The 18,129-nt window shown below is 72.6% G+C and carries 12 protein-coding genes; 10 read left to right on the top strand and 2 right to left on the bottom strand.

From position 1 onward, the window contains the following. Positions 1 to 59: 59 nt before the first annotated feature. From OG373_RS11680 to hflX, 5 genes are all read left to right on the top strand, one after another. Positions 60 to 572, top strand: coding sequence for a hypothetical protein (locus tag OG373_RS11680; RefSeq protein WP_397732336.1), 513 nt, complete (start codon positions 60 to 62; stop codon positions 570 to 572). 53 nt (positions 573 to 625) lie between these two features. Next, positions 626 to 1,501 carry a diaminopimelate epimerase gene (dapF, locus tag OG373_RS11675; RefSeq protein WP_397732323.1) on the top strand — a complete coding sequence of 292 codons (876 nt, stop codon included), beginning with the start codon at positions 626 to 628 and terminating at the stop codon, positions 1,499 to 1,501. Between the two features lie 140 nt (positions 1,502 to 1,641). Beyond that, positions 1,642 to 3,768, top strand: coding sequence for a RelA/SpoT family protein (locus tag OG373_RS11670; protein ID WP_405438001.1), 2,127 nt, complete (start codon positions 1,642 to 1,644; stop codon positions 3,766 to 3,768). A gap of 153 nt (positions 3,769 to 3,921) precedes the next feature. After that, entirely contained in the window at positions 3,922 to 5,436 is a 1,515-nt protein-coding gene (locus tag OG373_RS11665) for a M1 family metallopeptidase (protein ID WP_405437999.1), read from the top strand. A 127-nt stretch (positions 5,437 to 5,563) separates the two neighbouring features. Then, positions 5,564 to 7,069 (top strand): GTPase HflX, encoded by a 1,506-nt coding sequence (gene hflX, locus OG373_RS11660; RefSeq protein WP_397732318.1) that lies wholly within the window; start codon positions 5,564 to 5,566, stop codon positions 7,067 to 7,069. 124 nt (positions 7,070 to 7,193) lie between these two features. Here hflX and OG373_RS11655 read toward each other — a convergent pair whose 3' ends face one another. Beyond that, positions 7,194 to 8,363 carry a trypsin-like serine peptidase gene (locus tag OG373_RS11655; protein ID WP_397732316.1) on the bottom strand — a complete coding sequence of 390 codons (1,170 nt, stop codon included), beginning with the start codon at positions 8,361 to 8,363 and terminating at the stop codon, positions 7,194 to 7,196. A 189-nt stretch (positions 8,364 to 8,552) separates the two neighbouring features. Between OG373_RS11655 and OG373_RS11650 the strand changes: the two genes are divergently transcribed. The 5 genes from OG373_RS11650 (at position 8,553) to OG373_RS11630 (ending at position 17,126) form a co-directional block, all read left to right on the top strand. Beyond that, complete coding sequence (locus tag OG373_RS11650) at positions 8,553 to 10,025, top strand: diaminobutyrate--2-oxoglutarate transaminase family protein (protein WP_405437997.1); 1,473 nt, start codon at positions 8,553 to 8,555, stop codon at positions 10,023 to 10,025. Between the two features lie 21 nt (positions 10,026 to 10,046). Next, positions 10,047 to 12,290, top strand: a complete 2,244-nt coding sequence (locus tag OG373_RS11645) for an IucA/IucC family protein (protein WP_405437995.1) — start codon at positions 10,047 to 10,049, stop codon at positions 12,288 to 12,290. A gap of 32 nt (positions 12,291 to 12,322) precedes the next feature. Beyond that, positions 12,323 to 13,048: a GNAT family N-acetyltransferase gene (locus tag OG373_RS11640; RefSeq protein WP_405437993.1), complete on the top strand. Its 726-nt coding sequence runs from the start codon at positions 12,323 to 12,325 to the stop codon at positions 13,046 to 13,048. A gap of 99 nt (positions 13,049 to 13,147) precedes the next feature. Further along, entirely contained in the window at positions 13,148 to 15,103 is a 1,956-nt protein-coding gene (locus OG373_RS11635; RefSeq protein WP_405437992.1) for an IucA/IucC family protein, read from the top strand. 52 nt (positions 15,104 to 15,155) lie between these two features. Next, entirely contained in the window at positions 15,156 to 17,126 is a 1,971-nt protein-coding gene (locus tag OG373_RS11630; protein WP_405437990.1) for an ATP-dependent DNA helicase, read from the top strand. 120 nt (positions 17,127 to 17,246) lie between these two features. Here the strand turns inward: OG373_RS11630 and lexA are convergent, their stop codons facing one another. Then, positions 17,247 to 18,041, bottom strand: coding sequence for a transcriptional repressor LexA (lexA, locus tag OG373_RS11625; RefSeq protein ID WP_052871803.1), 795 nt, complete (start codon positions 18,039 to 18,041; stop codon positions 17,247 to 17,249). Between the last annotated feature and the right edge of the window lie 88 nt (positions 18,042 to 18,129).

The raw sequence follows: 18,129 nt of genomic DNA, 5'->3' as shown, positions 1-18,129 counted from the left end.
GTGCGATCACCTGCGATGAACGGCGGCGTACTGAGTCCGAGTGGGGAGGGCGCGTGGCGATGGAGGCCGGCCCTCGTGACACCGGGCGGGACGACACCCGGAGGGAAGCGGACCCGATGCTTCTGGACGGGACGGACGGGCCCGCAGGGCTCGGGTTGCCCGCCGACCCGGCGCGCCTGACCCCCGACGGCCCGGACGCCCCGGACTCGGCCGAGGCGGAGGCTGCTGCCGGACCCGAGTTCGAGGTGGAGCTGCGTCCGCAGCGCCGCCTGCGCCTGTGGCAGATCGCCCCGATCGCGATGCTCGCCGCCACCGGTTCGCTGATGTTCGCCTTCCCGCTCGCCTTCGAGTTCGGTGACGGCGGAGCCGTGGTCGCGATGCTCGGCTTCCTGATCAGCTGCTGCGCCGGAGGCTGGGGAATGATGGCCGCCCGCCGGGTCGGCTACACCTGGCCCGGCCTCCCGGCCCGGGGGAGCGGCCGCCGCCCCGACTGGCGCATGGCCGCGCTGTACGCCGTGGTCGTACTGGCCGTCGTAAGTCTGGCCGTGTACCGGGTCGCCCGGCTCCGCTGACCGCCCCTCGGACGGCTCCACCCCTCTGAGCAGGGGCTGGGTACCATGGGCGGGTGACGCAGACCACCCTCCCCTTCCTCAAGGGCCACGGCACCGAGAACGACTTCGTGATCGTCCCGGACCCGGACAACGCCATCGAGCTGCCCGCGTCCGCCGTCGCGAAGCTGTGCGACCGGCGGGCCGGAATCGGCGCCGACGGCGTGCTGCACGTCGTCCGGTCCGCCGCGCACCCGGAGGCGGCGCACCTGGCCGACGAGGCGGAGTGGTTCATGGACTACCGCAACAGCGACGGCTCCATCGCCGAGATGTGCGGCAACGGCGTCCGCGTCTTCGCCCGCTACCTCCAGCACGCCGGACACGTCGAGCCCGGCGACCTCGCCGTCGCCACCCGGGGCGGCGTCAAGCGGGTGCACCTCGACAAGAAGGGCGACGTCACCGTCTCCATGGGCCGCGCAGAGCTGCCCGCCGGCGAGGTCACGGTCGGCGTCGACGCCCGCAGCTGGCCCGCCCGCAACGTGAACATGGGCAACCCGCACGCGGTGGCCTTCGTCGAGAGCCTCGACCACGCCGGGAACCTGTACGCCGCCCCCGCCTTCAGCCCGGCGTCCGCCTACCCGACGGGCGTCAACGTCGAGTTCGTCGTCGACCGCGGCCCCCGCCACGTCGCCATGCGCGTCCACGAGCGCGGCTCCGGCGAGACCCGCTCCTGCGGCACCGGCGCCTGCGCCGTCGCCGTGGCCGCCATCCGCCGCGACGGCGCCGACCCGGCCGCCACCGGCGAACCGGTCGCGTACACCGTCGACCTCCCCGGCGGAACCCTGATCATCACCGAACACCCCGACGGGCAGATCGACATGACCGGACCGGCCGTGATCGTGGCTGCGGGTGAATTCGACGAAGCCTGGCTCACCGAAACGGCTTTCGGCTGAAGCTTCCCTCTAATGGGTGATCCGTTTCACGCTGAGCGAGAGGTGGACTGCGCCACGTGGTGGGGTCGGTAACATCAGGCACCGGCCCTGAGGGCTCACCCCATGCCCGCCACCGCCGGTCGAAGCCGCCGGAGGTGCCCATGAGTGCAGAGGCCACGAACCCCGAAGCACACCCCGAAGCGCGCCCTGAGCTCCGCAGACGTGGTCGGACCAGGCTCGATCTGCGTCGGCTCGGGCGTGCCGCCCTGCTCGGGCCGACGTCCCGGGACCGGCTCCCGGACGCGATCGGCCACGTGGCCGAGGCGCATCGCGCCCACCATCCGGACGCCGATTTGTCCATTCTGCGCCGCGCGTATCTCCTTGCGGAGACCTCGCACCGAGGCCAGATGCGAAAAAGTGGTGAGCCGTACATCACACATCCGCTCGCCGTCACCCTGATCCTCGCCGAACTCGGCGCCGAGACAACCACCTTGACGGCCTCTCTGCTGCACGACACCGTCGAGGACACCGACGTGACCCTCGATCAGGTCCGCGCGGAGTTCGGGGACGAGGTCTGCTTCATCGTCGACGGCGTCACCAAGGTGGAGAAGATCGACTACGGCGCCGCCGCCGAACCCGAGACCTTCCGCAAGATGCTCGTCGCCACCGGCAACGACGTCCGCGTCATGTCCATCAAACTCGCCGACCGGCTGCACAACATGCGCACCCTGGGCGTGATGCGCCCCGAGAAACAGGCCCGCATCGCCAAGGTCACCCGCGACGTCCTCATTCCGCTGGCCGAACGCCTCGGCGTCCAGGCCCTCAAGACCGAGCTGGAAGACCTCGTCTTCGCGATCCTGCACCCCGAGGAGTACGAGAGCACGCGCGCGCTCATCGCCGCCCACGCCGGTGAACGCGACCCGCTCCCCGCCATCGCCGACGCCGTACGGGGTGTGTTGCGCGACGCCGGGGTCGCCGCCGAAGTACAGGTACGGCCGCGGCACTTCGTCTCCGTGCACCGCATCGCCCGTACCCGCGGCGAGCTGCGCGGGTCCGACTTCGGCCGGATCCTCGTCCTCGTCGGCGAGAACGCCGACTGCTACGCCACGCTCGGCGAGCTGCACACCTGCTTCACCCCGGTCATCTCGGAGTTCAAGGACTTCATCGCCACCCCGAAGTTCAACCTCTACCAGTCGCTGCACACCGCCGTCGCCACGCCCGAGGGGTACGTGGCCGAGGTCATCGTGCGGACCCGGCAGATGCACCGCGTCGCCGAGGCCGGTGTGGTGGCCCTCGGCAATCCGTACGCCACCGCGACGCCCGACGCGACCGCCACGTCCGACGCCACCGCCACCCTCGACGCCGCCACCGACCCGGACGAGGAGCGCGTGGACCCCACGCGGCCCGGCTGGCTGTCCCGGCTGCTCGACTGGCAGCAGTCCGCGCCCGACCCCGACACCTTCTGGACCGTGCTCCGGGCGGAACTCGCCCAGGACCGGGAGATCACCGTGTTCCGGGAGGACGGCAGCGCCACCGGCACGATCAGCCTGCCGGCCGGGGCCAGCTGCATCGACGCCGCCTACGCACAGCACGGCGAGGCCGCCCACGGCTGTATCGGCGCCCGGGTCAACGGGCGCCTCACCTCCCTGTCCTCCCCGCTGTCCGACGGGGACACCGTCCAGCTCCTGCTCGCGCAGGACGCCTCCTCCGGACCCGCCGCCGAGTGGCTGGACCACGCGCGGACCCCGGCCGCCCGGATCGCCATCAGCAGCTGGCTCGAAGCCCATCCCGACCGGGCCATGGCCACCACCTCGGCCGCACGGGCGCCGCTCTCGGTGGTCGGGGCCCGCGGGGGCGGCGGCAACGCCGTCGCCGACCTGCCGGACGCCACTGTGCGACTGGCCGGGTGCTGCACCCCGGTGCCGCCGGACGCCGTCGCCGGGTTCCTGGTCCGCGGCGGGGCCGTCACCGTGCACCGCATCCACTGCGCGGCGGTGGCACAGATGCGCGCCGTGGGGCGTACCTCCGTCGCCGTGCACTGGCGGGCGACGGCGGACTGCCGGGTCACCCTGCTCGCTGAATCGTTCGGCCGCCCGCACCTGCTGGCCGACCTGACCGAGGCCATCGCCCGCGAGGGGGTCGAAGTGGTCTCCGCGACCGTGGAACCCCCGGTCGAGCAGCGGGTCCGGCACACGTACACCCTGCAGCTGCCCGACGCGGCCGGGCTGCCCGCGCTGATGCGGGCGATGCGGGACGTGCCGGGCGTGTACGACGTCCGCCGGGCGTAGCCAGGGCCCTCGCCGCGCGTAGCCACGGCCGTCAGCGCCGCGTGGCCCGGCGTCAGCCGCGCGTAGGCCGGGACGACTCCGGAAGGCCCCGTTCGGGTGGACCCGTCGCGCGCCGTACGCGGCCGTGTGGCGGGCGCTGGTAAGCGGTGGTGGATGCAGCTCTCCTCCCCGCGCCTGCGCGCCGCCCTGCTCGCCGCGGCCTCCCTCACCCTCGTCGCCGCCGTACTGCCCCCACCGACGCCGCTGGGCATCGGCGACCGGCTCTTCCCCGAGCTAGGGAACCCCGGGTACGACGTGCTCTCGTACGACCTGTCCTTCGCCTACAAGGACAACCTGAGCCCGCTCGACGCGGTCACCGTCATCGACGCCCGCGCCCTGCAGCCGCTGGAGCGCATCAACCTGGACTTCACCCACGGCAAGGTGGCGTCCGCCGAGGTCAACGGGGAGCCGGCGCGGTTCGAGAGCGTGGGCGAGGACCTCGTCCTCACGCCCGCGCGCCCGGTGGCGGACCGCATGCCCCTGCGCATCACCGTCCGGCACACCAGCGACCCCCGCGGCCGCGGGGACGGCGGCTGGGTGCCCACGGAGGACGGCCTGGCGATGGCCAACCAGGCGGACGCCGCGCACCGCGTCTTCCCGTGCAACGACCATCCCGCCGACAAGGCGTTCTTCACCTTCCGGATCACCGCCCCGGCCGGTCTGACGGCCGTGGCCAACGGCGAGGCGGTGACCCCCGCCCGGCGGCTCGGTCCCACGACGACCTGGACGTACCGGACCCGGCACCCCATGGCCACCGAACTGGCCCAGGTCTCGGTGGGCCGCTCCGAGGTCGTGCACGGCACCGGACCGCACGGGCTGCCGCTGCGCGACGTGGTGCCGGCCCAGGACCGCAAGCGGCTGGACCCCTGGCTGAAGAAGACCGCGGGCCACATCGAATGGATGGAGGAGCGGGTCGGCCGCTATCCCTTCGAGAACTACGGCGTGCTCATCGCGCGGGCTACGACCGGCTTCGAGCTGGAGACGCAGACCCTCTCGCTCTTCGAGAGCAACCTGTTCTCGGGCGACGGCTACCCCGACTGGTACGTCGAGTCCGTGATGGTCCACGAGCTCGCCCACCAGTGGTTCGGCGACAGCGTCTCCCCGCGGACCTGGTCCGACCTGTGGCTCAACGAGGGACACGCCACCTGGTACGAGGCCCTGTACGCGGACGGGCTCGGCAAGTACTCCCTGGAGCGGCGCATGCGCGAGGCGTACCAGCGCTCCGACCAGTGGCGGGCGGCGGGCGGACCCCCGGCCGCCCCGAAGGCCGCCGCGCCGGGCGAGAAGATCGGCCTGTTCCGGCCGGTGGTCTACGACGGGGCCGCGCTGATCCTCTACGCGCTGCGCCAGGAGGTCGGCGTACAGGCCTTCGACCGGATCGAGCGGCGCTGGGTCGCGGAGAACCGGGACGGGGTCGCGGGAACGGCCGACTTCGTACGCCTGGCCTCGCAGGAGGCGGGCCGGGACCTCGGGGCCTTCCTGGAGCCCTGGCTGTACGGGGCCACGACCCCGCCCATGCCGGGGCACCCGGAGTGGAGCGGCAAGGCCGCCGCGGCTTCCGGCAATGCGGCCTCCGCCCCCGGCAATGCCGCCTCCGGCAAGCCCGCGGCGGGCGGGAGCGCCCAATAAAGGGTGTGACCGGTGAGGAACGGGCATGTCACCATCGACAGGGCCGCTCGGGGAATCCCCCGGCTGTGTGACACGTTGGACGTGACAGCTAACGTGACACTGCTATTCGAATCGACGTAAGGATCCAATGACCTCCTCTTCTTCCCCTTCCCAGGACGCGCGGGACGCACAGGACGTGCGGGACTCGCAGAGCTTCACCGAGAGCCTTCGGGCCGATGCCCTGATGGAAGAGGACGTCGCCTGGAGCCACGAGATCGACGGAGACCGGGACGGCGAGCAGCTCGAACGCTCGGAACGCGCGGCCCTGCGCCGCGTGGCCGGCCTCTCCACCGAGCTCGAAGACGTCACCGAGGTCGAGTACCGGCAGCTGCGCCTGGAGCGCGTCGTGCTCGTCGGTGTCTGGACCTCCGGCACGGTGATCGACGCGGAGAACTCCCTCGCGGAGCTCGCCGCCCTCGCCGAGACGGCGGGTGCCCTCGTACTCGACGGCGTGATCCAGCGCCGTGACAAGCCGGACCCGGCCACCTTCATCGGCTCGGGCAAGGCGCGCGAGCTGCGTGACATCGTCATGGAGAGCGGCGCCGACACCGTCGTCTGCGACGGGGAGCTCAGCCCCGGCCAGCTCATCGCCCTCGAAGACGTCGTCAAGGTGAAGGTGGTCGACCGGACCGCCCTGATCCTCGACATCTTCGCCCAGCACGCCAAGTCCCGGGAGGGCAAGGCACAGGTCGCGCTCGCGCAGATGCAGTACATGCTGCCGCGACTGCGTGGCTGGGGTGCCTCGCTGTCCCGGCAGATGGGTGGCGGCGGCGGTGGCGGCATGGCCACCCGAGGCCCCGGTGAGACCAAGATCGAGACCGACCGGCGCCGGATCCGCGAGAAGATGGCGAAGATGCGCCGGGAGATCGCGGAGATGAAGACCGGCCGTGACATCAAGCGGCAGGAACGGCGCCGCAACAAGGTGCCCTCGGTCGCCATCGCCGGTTACACCAACGCGGGCAAGTCCTCGCTGCTCAACCGCCTCACGGGCGCGGGCGTGCTGGTGGAGAACGCGCTGTTCGCCACCCTCGACCCGACCGTGCGCCGAGCCGAGACGCCGAGCGGCCGGGTCTACACCCTGGCCGACACGGTCGGCTTCGTCCGGCACCTGCCCCACCACCTCGTCGAGGCCTTCCGCTCCACGATGGAGGAGGTCGGGGACTCCGACCTGATCCTGCACATCGTGGACGGCTCGCACCCGGCGCCGGAGGAGCAGCTGGCGGCGGTGCGCGAGGTGATCCGCGAGGTCGGCGCGGTGAACGTGCCCGAGATCGTCGTGATCAACAAGGCGGACGCCGCGGATCCGCTCGTCCTGCAGCGACTGCTGCGGATCGAGCGGCACTCGATCGCCGTCTCGGCGCGCACGGGCATGGGCATCGAGGAACTCCTCGCGCTCATCGACTCCGAGCTGCCGAGGCCCGAGGTCGAGGTGGAGGCCATGGTGCCGTACACGCGCGGCTCGCTGGTCGCCAAGGCGCACGCCGAGGGCGAGGTCATCTCCGAGGAGCACACCCCGGACGGCACCCTGCTCAAGGCGCGGGTCCATCAGGAACTGGCGGCCGACCTGGCGCCGTACGCGCTGGCGAAGCGCTGACCGGTCCGACCGGGCCGACCCGGCCCGACGGTTCGATGGTCTGACGGCTGAGGCCCCCCTGCACCTGCAGGGGGGCCTCAGCCGTTCGGACTTGCTCCGGCTCCGCGGAGCCGGGGAGCCGGGACTACTTGAACTTGCGGCTGACGGCGTCGAAGATGCCCTTCGCCTCCGGACCCAGCCGGGGTCCGGCCAGCCAGCCCGCCTTGGCCGGGCCGATCGAGGTGTTCGACACCAGCGCCGGCTTGCCGTCGGCGCCCGCCGCGACCCAGCCGCCACCGGAGGAACCGCCGGTCATGGTGCAGCCGATGCGGTACATCACGGGGTCGGTCGCGTTCAGGGACAGCCGGCCCGGCTTGTCCGTGCACTGGAACGCGCGCTGCCCGTCGAACGGAGCCGCCGCCGGGTAACCCGTCGCCGTGATCCCCGCGACCTTCGGCACGGGCTGAGCGTTGAACTCCACGGGGAGCGCCGAACCGACCGTCTCCTCCAGGGACTTGCCGCTGCCCTTCTCGGGCGTCACGTGCAGCACCGCGAAGTCGTACGGGGCACCCGCGCCGCCGGTCGGGCCGCCCGTCGCGATCCACTGGTCGGAGGTCTGGGCCCAGTCGCTCCACCAGACGCCGTACGGGGCCACCTGCTCGCGGGGCGCGCCCTTGAGCTGCGCCGCAGGCTTGCCCGCGTTGTTGTAGGACGGGACGAAGGCGATGTTGCGGTACCAGCCGCCGGCCTTGCCCGCGTGCACGCAGTGGCCCGCCGTCCAGACCATGTTGGACTTGCCGGGGTGGGCCGGGTCCTTGACCACGGTCGCCGAGCAGACCATCGAGCCCTCGGGGCCGTCGAAGAAGACCTTGCCGGACTCCGGAACGCTCTGGTGGTAGGGCGGGTTGGCCTGCTTGGCCGCCACCGGCGCCGGGGTCGGGTCCGTGACGCCCTGGTCCTTGCCCGCGTCCGGGTCGACGGCCGGGCGCTGCGGCTGCTCGGCGTCACGCATGCGGTCCGGGTCCCACAGGTCCTCGATGATCGGGTTGATGTAGTCGCCCGCCTCGCGGAGCCAGTCCTCCTTCTTCCAGTTCTTCCACTCACCGCCCTTCCACTTCTCCAGGTCGATGCCGTGTTCCTTGAGCTTGTCCTTGAGCTGGTCCGGGATCTTGATCCCGTCCGTGTTCGGCAGGCTCGCCGCCACGGTGGGCTTGGCGTCGCCGCCGGCCTCCCCGTCGCCGGGGCCGCAGGCAGCCGCGGTCAGCGCGAGCGTGGCCGCGCACAGGATCGCGGTGACCGGTCGGTTCGGTCGCATGTCTTTCGTCCCCCTGGGAGTTCGAGCGCGTGGAGTGCGTCCCCCACTATGCCGCTGCCGCCCAGGACGACACAGGCCGGGGCCGTGGTTCCTGGCGCTCGGCCCTTGCGGGACAAGGATCTTGAGTCAACCCGTGATCCCTCGCCGTCACCGTCGTTGGTACGTACGGGGGATGGGGGAGCAGCGTTCATGTTCGAGACGCAATCCGGAAGAGCAATCAGTGCGGGAGGACCGACACTCGTGGCTGTCACCGAGCCGGCCGCGGCGGCGGCCGCGACAGAGATCCCGCCGCAAGCACCGTCTCCAGCGGCGCCCCAAGTGCCGCCGCAGGGAGACCGGGTCCCGGGCACGGGCGGGCCGGGCGGCTCCGTCGCCCCCGAGGGGATCCTGCGCAGGCAGGCGCAGCGGGAGTCGGCGGCACGGACGTACGCGCGCTCGCTGCCCATCGTCCCGGTGCGGGCCCGCGGGCTGACCATCGAGGGCGCCGACGGGCGGCGCTACCTCGACTGCCTCTCCGGCGCAGGCACCCTCGCCCTCGGGCACAACCACCCGGTGGTGCTCGAAGCCATCCGGGGCGTCCTCGACTCGGGGGCCCCGCTGCACGTGCTGGACCTCGCGACCCCGGTCAAGGACGCCTTCACCACCGAGCTGTTCGCCAACCTGCCGCCCGCGCTGGCCGCCGACGCGCGCATCCAGTTCTGCGGGCCGGCCGGTACGGACGCCGTGGAGGCCGCCCTCAAACTGGTGCGCACCGCGACCGGACGCCCCGGGCTCCTCGCCTTCACCGGGGCCTACCACGGCATGACCGCCGGTGCGCTGGACGCCTCGGGGGGCGCCCCCGAGGTACGGGTGACCCGGCTTCCGTACCCGCAGGATCTTCGCTGCCCGTTCGGCGTCGGCGGTCCCGAGGGCGCCGAACTCTCCGCGCGCTGGACGGAGAACCTGCTGGACGACCCGAAGGGCGGGGTGCCCGCCCCCGCGGGCATGATCGTCGAACCCGTGCAGGGTGAGGGCGGGGTGCTTCCCGCCCCGGACGGCTGGCTGCGCCGGATGCGCGAGATCACCGCGGCGCGGGGGATCCCGCTGATCGCCGACGAGGTGCAGACGGGGGTCGGCCGGACCGGCGCCTTCTGGGGAGTCGACCACGCCGGGGTGGTGCCCGACGTGATGGTCCTCTCCAAGGCGATCGGCGGCAGCCTGCCGCTCGCGGTGATCGTGTACCGGGCCGACCTGGACGTCTGGACCCCCGGGGCGCATGCGGGCACCTTCCGCGGCAACCAGCTGGCCATGGCCGCCGGCACCGCAACGCTCGCCTTCGTCCGCGAGAACCGGCTCGCCGAGCGCGCCGCCGCTCTGGGGGAGCGGATGCTGGCCGCCCTGCAGGGCCTGGCCTGCGGCCAGCCCTGCATCGGTGACGTCCGGGGCCGCGGACTGATGATCGGCGTCGAACTCGTCGACCCCGACACCGGGGCCGCCGCGCCGGCCCTCGCCGCCGCCGTCCGCCAGGAGTGCCTGGACCGCGGGCTGATCGTCGAGCTCGGCGGCCGCCACGGCGCCGTGGTCCGCCTGCTGCCCCCGCTGACCCTGACCGACGAGCAGGCCGCAGCGGTCCTCGACCGCCTGGCCGACGCCATCCCGGCCGCCGTCCGGCGGACCCACTGACCCGCACCCCGAGGACCCGCGATGCCAGACCCGCACCAGTCCAGCCCCGTCACGGGGGCCCAGCCCGACCCGTCACAGGCGGGGCCGGTCCCCGACCGGTCCGCCGCCGGGCCGGGCCCGGCGCGGCCGGAGCCGTTCCCGGACCCCGGGTCCACCGCGCCGACGCAGACCGCACCCCCGTCGGGCGCAGCCCCCGTACGGGAGCCCGCCGAGCCGCCGTCCCCGACGCCGCGGCCCGACACGAGCGAGGCGCGGGGCGTCGGGCTCGCGGTCGGCCCGTCTGCGCGGCCCGTACCGGCCGAGGACAGGCAGGCCCCGCCCCCGGCCGGAACACCGGCCCACGCCGACGCGGCCACGGCGGAGCATCCACCGCCGACCCCGGCAAGAACACCCGGCGCACCGGCCGAGCAGCCCCCCGCGGCCATGGCCGCCACCGAGGCGGCGGCGACCGTCCCGCGGCAGAAAGACGGCACACCCCGGCTCCGCACCGTGTGGACGAGCCCCCTCCGGCTGGAGCCGACCACCCTGCCCGACCTGCTGAACCACCCCGACCCGGCCGTCGCCGCCGAGACCGCGGCGGTGGAGAACCTGCTCCGCTGCTGGGTCCGCGAATCCGGACTCGGCCGCCCCGACGCCCCCGCCGCGACTCCGCTGCGCATCCCCCTCCCCGCCTCGGGAACAGCCCTGCTCGTTCCCGTCCGCCACTGGTCGCACGCCGGCTGGCACCGCTTCGGACCGGCCCGACTCGAAGGCACGACCGCCGCCGCCCCCTCGCTCGACGCCGTCACCGTCGCCGCGCTCATCGCCCGTGAGGGCACGAGCGGCGGCCGCGGCGCCGCCGACCTCGTCGGCCGGGTCGCCGACTCGGTTCGGCGCACCGCCGAGTTCATCGCCGACCGGCGAGAACGCCCCACCGCCCCGGCCCCCGTGGGCGCGGACCGCTTCCTCACCGCCGAACAGTCACTCCTCCTCGGTCACCCCCTCCAACCGGACCCCAAGAGCCGCGAAGGACTCTCCGAGGCCGAATCGCGCCGGTACTCACCCGAACTGCACGGCTCCTTCCCCCTGCACTGGTTCGCCGTCGAACCCGCCGCCCTCGCCGGCGAATCGGCCTGGACCGAGAGCGGCCGCCCCGTCTCCGCACCCCAGCTCCTCGGCCGGCTCGCCCCCGGGCTCCCGCTGCCCCCCGGCACCACCCCTCTCCCCCTGCACCCCTGGCAGGCCCGCGACCTGCTCCAGCGCCCCGCCGTCGCCGCCCTCCACGACGCGGGACTCCTGCACGACCTGGGCCCGCACGGTGAACCCTGGTACCCCACATCCTCCGTCCGTACCGTCCACCGCCCGGGCGCCCCCGCGATGCTCAAGCTCTCCCTCGGGCTGCGCATCACCAACTCCCGCCGCGAGAACCTCCGCAAGGAACTCCACCGCGGAGTCGAGGTGCACCGGCTGCTCCGCACCGGCCTCGCCGAGCAGTGGCAAGCCGCCCACCCCGCCTTCGACATCGTGCGCGACCCCGCCTGGGTCGCCGTGGACGCCCCGGACGGCACCCCCGTCACCGGCCTGGACGCCCTGCTGCGCCACAACCCCTTCCGCTCGGGCGACGACCCCGTCTGCATCGCCGCACTCACCGCTCCCCGCCCGTGGCCCGGCCGGACCACCATGAGCTCGCGCCTCGCCGAGCTCGTCACCGGCCTCGCCACCGCCACCGGACACACCACGTCCGCCGTCGCCGCCGAGTGGTTCCTGCGCTACCTCGACCACGTGGTCCTGCCCGTGCTCGCCTTCGACGAACTCGCCGGTATCGCCCTCGAAGCGCACCAGCAGAACACTCTGGTCCTCCTCGACCCGGCCGGCTGGCCCATCGGCGGCCGCTACCGCGACAACCAGGGCTACTACTTCCGCGAATCCCGCCGCGCGGAACTGGAGCACCGGCTCCCCGGCATCGGAAGCGCCAGCGACACCTTCGTCTCCGACGCCGTCACCGACGAACGCTTCGCCTACTACCTCGGCATCAACAACGTGCTCGGCCTCATCGGAGCCTTCGGATCCCAGCGGCTCGCGGACGAACGCGTCCTGCTCGCCGCCTTCCGCCGCTTCCTCGCCAAGGCCGCAGGCCTCGGCCCGCTCCCCACGCGGCTGCTCGACTCGCCCACCCTGCGCTGCAAGGCGAACCTGCTCACCCGCCTGGGCGGTCTCGACGAGCTGGTGGGACCCGTCGACACCCAGTCCGTCTACGTCACCATCACCAACCCCCTCCACGATTGACGCGTCGGCTCCGACGCGGAGAAGAGCCCCCGATGCCCACCACCGCCACCCCGGCCCCCGCCGCCGGATCCGCCCACGCCACCTACACCGCCTACGCAACCCGCGCCGCCACCGGCGTCATGGAACATCTCGAAGGCAGGCCTGAACCACGCCTCAACGCCCACCTGTTGCCCCTGCTCGCCGAGGCCGACCTGCTCGACTCCCCGGCTACCTGGGGCAGCATCACCACCCCCGCCGGAGCCTTCCGCCTCGAACCCGTACGACCGGGCCGTGATCTGGAACTCCTCACGGGCTGGATGAACGACCCCGAGGTGGCCGCCTACTGGGAGCTCGCCGGCCCCGCCGCGGTCACCGCCGCGCACCTGCGGGCGCAGCTCGACAGCGACGGCCGGAGCATCCCCTGCCTCGGTCTTCTCGACGGCAGGCCGATGAGTTACTGGGAGATCTACCGGGCCGACCTCGACCGGCTCTCCGGTTACTACCCGGCACGCCCCCATGACACGGGTATCCACCTGCTCATCGGAGACGGCACGAACCGCGGCCGCGGACTGGGAACGGCTCTGCTGCGCGCCGTCGCCGACCTGGTCCTGGGCAACCGCCCCCGCTGCACACGCGTCGTCGCGGAACCGGACATCCGCAACACCCCCTCCGTATCAGCCTTCCAGAGCTCCGGCTTCCGCTGTTCCGCGGAAATCGACCTTCCCGAGAAGCGGGCCGCCCTGATGATCCGGGAGCGGGTGCTGCGCAATCTCCTCTGAGTGCCGCCCCGCAAGCCCCGACCGTCGTCGGCCGCTTCGCACCTCTCCCTTCGATAACTCTGCGTGACGAAGCAAAGTTCCCGATCTCCGAGGAGTCCCGTGCCGAACTTCCCCGCAGCCCCCGACGCCGCCGGACCCGTAGTGCCTCCCTCCCCCCAACACCCCTGCACTCCGCCCGAACTCAACCACGAGACCTGGGACTTCGCCGCCCGGCGGCTGCTCGCCAAGATGCTCGGCGAGTTCGCATACGAGGAGGTCATCCGGCCCGTCCCCGCACCGGCCGCCGCCGGCGACGCCTGGACCCTGACCCTCGACGACGGCAGCATCCTCGGCTTCCGCGCCCGCCGCCGCTCGTACGGCAGCTGGCACGTCACCCCGGACACCATCACCCTCACGCCACCGGCGGCCTCACCGACGACTCCGGCCTCACCGCCGTCACCGAGCGTGCCGAGCGTGCCGAGCAGACTGGGCGCGCCGAGCGGGCCGGGCCTGTCGGACGGACCGGGCGACTTCGGGAGCCCGACCTCCTTCGGGGACCCGTACGCCTTCCTCATCCGGGCCCGCACCCTCCTCGGCCTCGACGGACCCACCCTCGGTCACCTCGTCCGCGAGCTCAGCGCCACCCTCACCGCCGACGCGCGCCTCGACCACAACGCGCTCACCGCCGACGTCCTCGCCGACCTCGACTACGCCGCCCTCGAAGGCCACCAGACCGGGCACCCCTGGCTCGTCCCCAACAAGGGCCGCATCGGACTCTCCGCCGCCGACACCGCCGCCTGGGCCCCCGAGGCCCGCACCCGCCAGCGGCTGCCCTGGCTCGCCGCCCACACCTCGCTCGCCACCTATCGCGGTACCGCCGGCCTGGAGGACCCCTCCCGCCTCTACACCGCCGAGCTCGACCCCGTCACCCGCGCCACCTTCGACCGGACCCTGCGCGACCGCGGCCTCGACCCGCTCCACTACCTCTACCTCCCGGTCCACCCCTGGCAGTGGGACGAGGTCGTCCTCCCCCTCTTCGCCCCGGCGCTCGCCTCCGGCGCCCTGGTGCCGCTCCCCGCCGATCCCGACCTGCGCCTCCCGCAGCAGTCGGTCCGTACCTTCCTCAATCTCAGCCGGCCCGACCGGCACAGCGTCAAGCTCCCGCTCTCCGTCTTCAACACCATGGTCTGGCGCGGACTACCCAGCGACCTCACGCTCGCCGCCCCCGCCGTCACGGCCTGGATCCACTCCCTCCGCGACGCAGACCCCTTCCTGCGCGACGAATGCCGGGTCGTCCTGCTCGGCGAGGTTGCCTCCGTCACCGTCCGCCATCCCGTCTACGACGTGCTGCCCGAGGTCCCGTACCAGTACAAGGAGCTCCTCGGCGCGATCTGGCGCGAGCCCCTCACCGGCCTGCTGGCACCCGGCGAGCGAGCCCGCACCCTCGCCTCGCTCCTCCACACCGACCCGCGCGGCCGCTCCTTCACCGCCGAGCTCGTCGCCCGGTCCGGCCTGACCCCCACCGTGTGGCTGCAGCGCCTCTTCGCCGCCCTCCTGCCCCCGCTGCTCCGCTTCCTCTACCGCTACGGCACCGTCTTCTCCCCGCACGGCGAGAACGCCGTCGTGATCTTCGACGAGCACGACGTGCCGGTCCGGCTCGCGGTCAAGGACTTCGTGGACGACGTCAACATCAGCGACGAACCCCTGCCCGAGCTGGCGTCCCTGCCCGATGAGGTCAGGGCGGTGCTGCTCACCGAGCCCGCCGACTTCCTGCCGCAGTTCATCCACTCCGGGCTCTTCGTCGGCGTCTTCCGCTACCTCTCGGCCCTGTGCGAGGACCGCCTCGGTGTCCCGGAGAGCGATTTCTGGTCCCTCGTGCGGGCGGAGATCCTTCGCCACCAGGCCCGCTTCCCGGAGCTCAAGGAGCGCTACGAGCTCTTCGACCTGCTCGGGGAGCGCATCGGCCGGCTATGCCTGAACCGGAACCGGCTCTACGAGGACGGCTACCGCGACCGCTCCGACCGCCCGCACGCCGTGCAGTACGGCACCGTCCCCAACCCCTTGTACCGGCCATGATTCCTCGCCGATGCGCCCGCTGTCAGTGCGGCCCCGTAGGGTTGGCAGTGCTATGACGAAGCCCTCCCTCCCCGACCTGCTGCACGCCGCCGTCTCCGCCGTCGGCGGCACGGAGCGCCCCGGCCAGGTGGCCATGGCCGAAGCCGTCGCCGAAGCGATCGACGACAACTCCCACCGGCTCATCCAGGCCGGTACCGGCACCGGTAAGTCCCTCGGCTACCTGGTGCCGGCCCTCGCGCACGGCGAGCGCGTGGTCGTCGCCACGGCGACGCTCGCCCTCCAGCGGCAGCTCGTCGAGCGCGATCTGCCCCGGACGGTGGACGCCCTGCATCCGCAGCTGCGCCGCCGCCCGCAGTTCGCCATGCTCAAGGGCCGTTCCAACTACCTCTGCCTGCACCGCCTGCACGAGGGCGCTCCGCAGGACGAGGAGGACGGCCTCTTCGACCAGTTCGAGGCGGCCGCACCCACCAGCAAGCTCGGCCAGGACCTGCTGCGCATGCGGGACTGGGCGGACGAGACGGAGACGGGCGACCGGGACGACCTGACCCCGGGTGTCTCCGACAAGGCCTGGTCCCAGATTTCCGTCTCCTCCCGCGAGTGCCTGGGCGCGACGAAGTGCGCGTACGGCGCCGAGTGCTTCGCGGAGGCCGCCCGTGAGCGGGCCAAGCTCGCGGACGTGGTCGTCACCAATCACGCGCTGCTCGCCATCGACGCCATCGAGGGCGCCCCGGTGCTGCCGCAGCACGAGGTGCTGATCGTGGACGAGGCCCACGAGCTGGTCTCCCGGGTGACCGGGGTCGCCACCGGCGAGCTCACTCCGGGGCAGGTCAACCGGGCTGTGAAGCGTGCCGCGAAGCTGGTCGACGAGAAGACCGCGGACTCCCTGCAGACCGCCTCCGAGACCTTCGAGCGGGTCATGGAGCTGGCGCTCCCCGGCCGGCTGGAGCAGATCCCCGAGGACCTCGGCTACGCGCTGATGTCCCTGCGGGACGCTGCGCGCAATGTGATCTCGGCGATCGGCGCGACCCGGGACAAGTCCGTCCAGGACGAGGACGCGGTGCGCAAGCAGGCGCTGGCCGCCGTCGAGAGCATCCACGGGGTGGCCGAGCGGATCACCAACGGCTCCGAGTACGACGTCGTCTGGTATGAGCGCCATGACCGCTTCGGCGCCACCCTCCGGGTCGCCCCGCTGTCGGTGTCCGGGCTGCTGCGCGAGAAGCTGTTCGAGGACCGCTCCGTGGTGCTGACCTCCGCCACCCTCAAGCTGGGCGGTGACTTCAACGGGGTCGCGGCCTCCCTGGGGCTGTCCCCCGAAGGCGTCGAGGGGGACGACGTGCCCGTCTGGCGAGGCCTCGACGTCGGCTCGCCCTTCGACTACCCGAAGCAGGGCATCCTCTACGTCGCCAAGCACCTCGCCACCCCGGGCCGCGAGGGGACCCGCGGCGACATGATGGACGAGCTCGCCGAGCTGATCGAGGCGGCCGGCGGCCGCACCCTCGGCCTCTTCTCCTCCATGCGCGGTGCCAAGGCCGCCGCCGAGGAACTGCGCGGCCGACTCGACAACCCGATCCTGCTCCAGGGCGAGGAAACCCTCGGCGAGCTGATCAAGTCCTTCGCCGCCGACCCCAAGACCTGCCTGTTCGGGACGCTGTCGCTCTGGCAGGGCGTGGACGTACCGGGCCCCAGCTGTCAGCTCGTGATCATGGACCGGATCCCCTTCCCGCGCCCCGACGACCCGCTGATGAGCGCCCGCCAGAAGTCGGTCGAGGAGCACGGCGGAAACGGCTTCATGGCCGTCGCCGCCACGCATGCCGCCCTGCTGATGGCCCAGGGCGCGGGCCGTCTCGTACGGGCCTCGGGCGACCGGGGCGTCGTCGCGGTGCTGGACCCTCGGCTGGCAACGGCCCGGTACGGGAGCTTCCTGCGGGCCACGCTGCCGGACTTCTGGTACACCACGGACCGCAACCAGGTCCGCCGCTCCCTGGCGGCGATCGACGCGACGGCCAAGGCCGACGGCAAGTAGTCCGCCGACGGCACGTAGCCGACCGGGCCGGTGCAGTCGCCCGGCCCGCCGGTTCCGGGGCATGGAACAACCCCCGGGACCGGCGCAGTGGATCCCGGGGGCTGTATGGGGGCGGCGGGGTCAGACCCGACGCAGTACCGCGACGACCTTGCCGAGGATGGTCGCCTCGTCGCCGGGGATCGGCTGGTAGGCGGCGTTGTGCGGGAGGAGCCAGACATGGCCGTCCTCGCGCTTGAAGCGCTTGACGGTGGCCTCGCCGTCGAGCATCGCGGCGACGATGTCGCCGTTCTCCGCGACCGGCTGGCGACGGACCGTGACCCAGTCGCCGTCACAGATGGCGGCCTCGATCATGGAGTCGCCGACGACCTTCAGGACGAAGAGCTCGCCGTCGCCGACGAGCTGCCGGGGGAGGGGGAACACGTCCTCGACCGACTCCTCGGCGAGGATCGGACCGCCGGCGGCGATACGACCGACCAGGGGAACGTAGGAGGCGGCGGGCTTTCCGGTGGTGTCCGTCGGCTGCGAGCTGGGCTGGTCCGAGCCGCGCACCTCATAGGCGCGTGGGCGGTGGGGGTCGCGGCGCAGGAAGCCCTTGCGCTCCAGGGCCATCAGCTGGTGGGCGACGGACGACGTGCTGGACAGGCCGACCGCCTGGCCGATCTCCCGCATCGACGGCGGGTAACCCCGCCGCTGCACGGAGTCGCGAATGACCTCGATGACCCTCCGCTGCCGGTCCGTGAGTCCGGAGCTGTCGGCGCGGATGCCTGGAGGTCGACCTGGCAGCGAGCGTGCGGGGCGTACTACGGGCTCCGCCTCCGGGTTCAGGTTTGCGTCGTTCATGGCATGCACCGGCTCGAGTCGGCTCTGGGAGCGGTTCTGGGCAGTGATGGCGGCACTGTCTGCGGTGGTGGTCACGTCGGCCCCTCTCGAAATGTTCTCCCTAGCTGGACAACGGTAGTTGCTTTCGAAAGGTTGCGCCAAACACACGTTCGAGTGAAAAATC

This window comes from Streptomyces avidinii, from assembly GCF_045161815.1.
GTDB lineage: Bacteria > Actinomycetota > Actinomycetes > Streptomycetales > Streptomycetaceae > Streptomyces > Streptomyces avidinii.
This window is presented reverse-complemented; position numbering and strand designations above follow the sequence as displayed.

Coding starts and splice junctions, on each gene's coding strand:
- OG373_RS11680 (WP_397732336.1), top strand. CDS start 60: ATGGAGGCCGGCCCTCGTGACACCGGGCGGGACGACACCCGGAGGGAA.
- OG373_RS11670 (WP_405438001.1), top strand. CDS start 1,642: ATGAGTGCAGAGGCCACGAACCCCGAAGCACACCCCGAAGCGCGCCCT.
- OG373_RS11665 (WP_405437999.1), top strand. CDS start 3,922: ATGCAGCTCTCCTCCCCGCGCCTGCGCGCCGCCCTGCTCGCCGCGGCC.
- hflX (WP_397732318.1), top strand. CDS start 5,564: ATGACCTCCTCTTCTTCCCCTTCCCAGGACGCGCGGGACGCACAGGAC.
- OG373_RS11655 (WP_397732316.1), bottom strand. CDS start 8,363: ATGCGACCGAACCGACCGGTCACCGCGATCCTGTGCGCGGCCACGCTC.
- OG373_RS11650 (WP_405437997.1), top strand. CDS start 8,553: ATGTTCGAGACGCAATCCGGAAGAGCAATCAGTGCGGGAGGACCGACA.
- OG373_RS11645 (WP_405437995.1), top strand. CDS start 10,047: ATGCCAGACCCGCACCAGTCCAGCCCCGTCACGGGGGCCCAGCCCGAC.
- OG373_RS11640 (WP_405437993.1), top strand. CDS start 12,323: ATGCCCACCACCGCCACCCCGGCCCCCGCCGCCGGATCCGCCCACGCC.
- OG373_RS11630 (WP_405437990.1), top strand. CDS start 15,156: ATGACGAAGCCCTCCCTCCCCGACCTGCTGCACGCCGCCGTCTCCGCC.